Here is a 3,727-nt window from a genome sequence, read left to right as displayed (position 1 = left end):
GACATCACCATGACCGTCGAAGCCCCGAACTACACCACCCGCTGACCAGGCGGATCTCGCGGAGAAGAGGACAACAGTGCGCGATCTGGTCGAGATCGGCATGGGCAGGACCGCCCGGCGGGCCTACGAGCTGGACGACATCGAGATCATCCCGTCCCGGCGGACCAGGTCCTCCAAGGACGTCTCGACGGCGTGGCAGATCGACGCCTACCGGTTCGAGATCCCCCTGATCACCCACCCCACGGACGCCATCGTGTCGCCCGGCACGGCCGTCGCGGTCGGGGAGCTGGGCGGTCTGGGCGTGCTCAACGCCGAGGGCCTGTGGGCCCGGCACGCCGACGTGGACGAGGCGCTGTTCCGCCTGGTCCAGTCGGTGGAGGACACCGACGACCCGGCCGCGCCGGTGAAGGTGCTCCAGGAGCTGCACGCCGCCCCGGTGCGGATGGACCTGGTCGCCCAGGCGATCAAGCAGGTGCGCGACTCCGGCGTCACGGTCGCGGTGCGGGTCAGCCCGCAGCACGCGGCCGAGTTCACCCCGGACCTGCTGGCCGCGGGCGTGGAGATCCTGGTCGTGCAGGGCACGATCATCTCCGCCGAGCACGTGTCGCGCGATGGTGAGCCGCTGAACCTGAAGTCGTTCATCGCGGACCTGGACATCCCGGTCATCGCGGGCGGCGTCGGCGACTACCGGACCGCGATGCACCTCATGCGCACCGGCGCGGCGGGCGTCATCGTCGGGTACGGGTACACGCCGGGCGTCACCACCAGCGACTCGGTGCTGGGCATCGGCGTGCCGATGGCGACCGCCATCGCCGACGCCGCCGCGGCTCGGCGGGACTACCTGGACGAGACCGGTGGCCGGTACGTGCACGTCATCGCCGACGGCGGGGTGCTGACCAGCGGCGACGTGGCCAAGTCGATCGCCTGCGGCGCGGACGCGGTCATGCTGGGCGAGCCCCTCGCGGGCGCCGCCGAGGCTCCGGGGCAGGGGCTGTACTGGACGGCGGCCTCCGCGCACCCGTCGGTGCCGCGCAGCCACGTGTCGACCGGGGTCGACCAGGTGGTGGACCTGCGGAGCCTGCTGTTCGGGCCGTCGGTCGACCCGCGCGGCGTGACGAACCTGTTCGGGTCGCTGCGCCGGGCGATGGCGAAGACCGGGTACTCGGACCTCAAGGAGTTCCAGAAGGTCGGGCTGACCATCCGGGGGTAGTTCCCGGCTGGTTCCGCCTGCTTGTTGCGCCGAGCCCCGCTCGGGTCCCGTGAGGGGCTCGGCGGGGCTCTTCGCGTTCGGTGGGAGGCGCTGACCCGTGCGGGTGAGGCTCGGGTCGCCCCCTAACCGGAAGTGGATCACCCCGAGATCCGTAGGCTTGTGCCCCGTGATCGATGACCTCTTCTCCGGAACGGCCGATGACCAGCGGGAATCCGAGCCCGCGCGCAGACCGCCGTTCGCCCGCAGGCGTCACGTCCTGGTCGTCCTCGCCGCGGTCCTGGTGCTCGTCGTGCTGCTGGTCGTCGTCGGGTCCTTCCTGGTGGGGGACCTGAGCGGGTACAGCGCCACCACCCTGCGCTTCTGGACCGACTAGACCGCTCGCTGGAGCGGGCGGGAGCGGGCAGGAGAGGGCAGGAGAGGGCGGGAGAGGGAGCGGGCAAGAGCGAGAGCGGTGGGTGAGAGCGGCGGCCCCGTGGCCCGAAGTCGCGGGGTCCGCTGAACCGGTTGAGCACTGGGCGTTACCCGGAGTCGCACGTACTGTCGGCCCATGGCGGAACCCGGTGGGGGCGTCGACCACGACGTCGTGGTGGTGGGGTCGGGGTTCGGCGGCAGCGTCGCGGCGCTGCGGCTGACCGAGAAGGGGTACCGGGTCGCGGTCGTCGAGGCCGGGCGGAGGTTCGCCGACGACGAGTTCGCCGAGACCTCGTGGGATTTGAGGCGGTACCTGTGGGCGCCCGCGCTGGGGTGTTATGGAATCCAGCGGGTGCACGTCCTGCGGGACGTGGTGGTGCTGGCGGGAGCCGGGGTCGGCGGTGGGTCGCTGGTGTACGCGAACACGCTGTACCGGCCGCCCAGCGCGTTCTTCCTGGACCGGCAGTGGGCGCACATCACCGACTGGGAGTCGGAGCTCGCCCCGCACTACGACCAGGCCGGCCGGGTGCTGGGGGTGGTGACCAACCCCGACCGCACGCCGAGCGACGTGGTGCTGGAGCGGGTCGCCGAGCGGATGGGGGTCGGGGGCAGCTACCGGCCGACGCCGGTGGGGGTGCACTTCGGGCGGCCGGGGGAGGTCGTCGACGACCCGTACTTCGGTGGGGCGGGACCTTCGCGGGCCGGGTGCACGCGGTGCGGGGCCTGCATGACCGGGTGCCGGGTGGGGGCCAAGAACACGCTGGTCAAGAACTACTTGCACCTGGCGGAGTCGGCGGGTGCGCGGGTGCTGCCGATGAGCACTGCGACCGAGGTCCGGCCGCGGGGGGACGGGACCTGGGCGGTGCGGATCAGGCGCACGGGCGGGCCGCGGTCGGCGGAGCGGGTGCTGACGGCGCGGCAGGTTGTGCTCGCGGCGGGGACCTGGGGGACCCAGCGGCTGCTGCACCGGATGCGGGACGAGGGGGTCCTGCCGGGGTTGTCGCCGTGGGTGGGGGAGCTGACCAGGACTATCTCGGCGGCGATCACGGGGGCCGGAAGGTTCCGGGTCGACCCGCAACGGGACTTCAGCACCGGGGTGGCGATCACGTCCTCGATGCACCCGGACGCGGACACGCACGTGGAGGCGGTGCGGTTCGGGCGGGGGAGCAACCTGATGGGGCTGTTGCAGACCCTGGCGACCGACGGGGCGAGTGCGACGCCCCGGTTCGCGCAGTTCCTGGCCGCGGTGGCGCGCGACCCGGTGCGGGCGGCGAGGTTGCTGTCCGTGCGGAGGTGGAGCGAGCGGACGGTGATCCTGCTGGTCATGCAGAGCCTGGACAACTCGTTGACCACGTTCGGGAAGCGCGGGTTCCTCGGGCGGTGGAAGCTCGGGAGCAGGCAGGGGCACGGCGCGCCCAACCCGTCGTACATCGCGGCCGGGGCGCGGGCCAGCGAGCTGGCCGCCGAGGAGATCGGCGGGATCGCGGGCGGGTCGATCGGGGAGCTGGTCGACGTGCCGATGACGGCGCACTTCCTGGGCGGGTGCGCGATCGGGGAGGACTGGGGGAGTGGGGTGGTGGACCCGTATCTGCGGGTGCACGGGTATCCGGGGTTGTCGGTGGTGGACGGGGCCGCGGTGTCGGCGAACCTCGGGGTCAACCCGTCGTTGACGATCGCGGCTCAGGCGGAGCGGGCGTTCTCGCTGTGGCCGAACGCGGGGGAGAGGGATACCCGGCCTGCGCAGGGGGAGCGGTATCGGAGGGTGCGGGCGGTGCGGCCCAAGGCGCCGGTGGTGCCGGAGGGGGCGGTGGGGGCGTTGAGGGCGTTGCGGTGAAGGGCAAGATCAAGAGCTGAAGAGCCACAAGCACGCCTCGCCGGCGGGGCAGACCTCCAAAAAAGAGGGGACAGGGCTCTGCCGGCCGGTGACCGTTGGTCCTGTGGTCCCGTTTACCACTGCGGTGGTCCGGGTCCCTCTTTCCCGTGTGGCCTCCTTTCAGGCAAGCACGCTCGTCAAGACGCCGTTTGACACCCCGGTCTTCCGGACAGTGCGGCGGCATCTTGACGAGCGTGCTCGGGCTTCGCCAGGCCAAACGGGAAAGAGGGACG

General features: G+C 72.0%; 3 protein-coding genes. All 3 read left to right on the top strand.

Annotated elements, in window-relative coordinates; genetic code table 11:
- The first annotated feature begins 76 nt into the window (after positions 1 to 76).
- Positions 77 to 1,210, top strand: coding sequence for a GuaB3 family IMP dehydrogenase-related protein (locus ACTUAL_RS31520; RefSeq protein ID WP_015805217.1), 1,134 nt, complete (start codon positions 77 to 79; stop codon positions 1,208 to 1,210).
- A gap of 166 nt (positions 1,211 to 1,376) precedes the next feature.
- A complete protein-coding gene (locus tag ACTUAL_RS31515) occupies positions 1,377 to 1,583 on the top strand; it encodes a hypothetical protein (protein ID WP_096497078.1) in 207 nt (68 codons plus the stop codon).
- Between the two features lie 174 nt (positions 1,584 to 1,757).
- Positions 1,758 to 3,455, top strand: coding sequence for an FAD-dependent oxidoreductase (locus tag ACTUAL_RS31510; protein WP_440902772.1), 1,698 nt, complete (start codon positions 1,758 to 1,760; stop codon positions 3,453 to 3,455).
- The last annotated feature ends 272 nt before the right edge of the window (positions 3,456 to 3,727 follow it).

The sequence above is a fragment of the Actinosynnema sp. genome, assembly GCF_052038725.1.
This window is presented reverse-complemented; position numbering and strand designations above follow the sequence as displayed.

What these genes read in the sequence shown, in the direction of transcription:
- ACTUAL_RS31510 (WP_440902772.1), top strand. Translation starts at nt 1,758, where the DNA reads ATGGCGGAACCCGGTGGGGGCGTCGACCACGACGTCGTGGTGGTGGGG.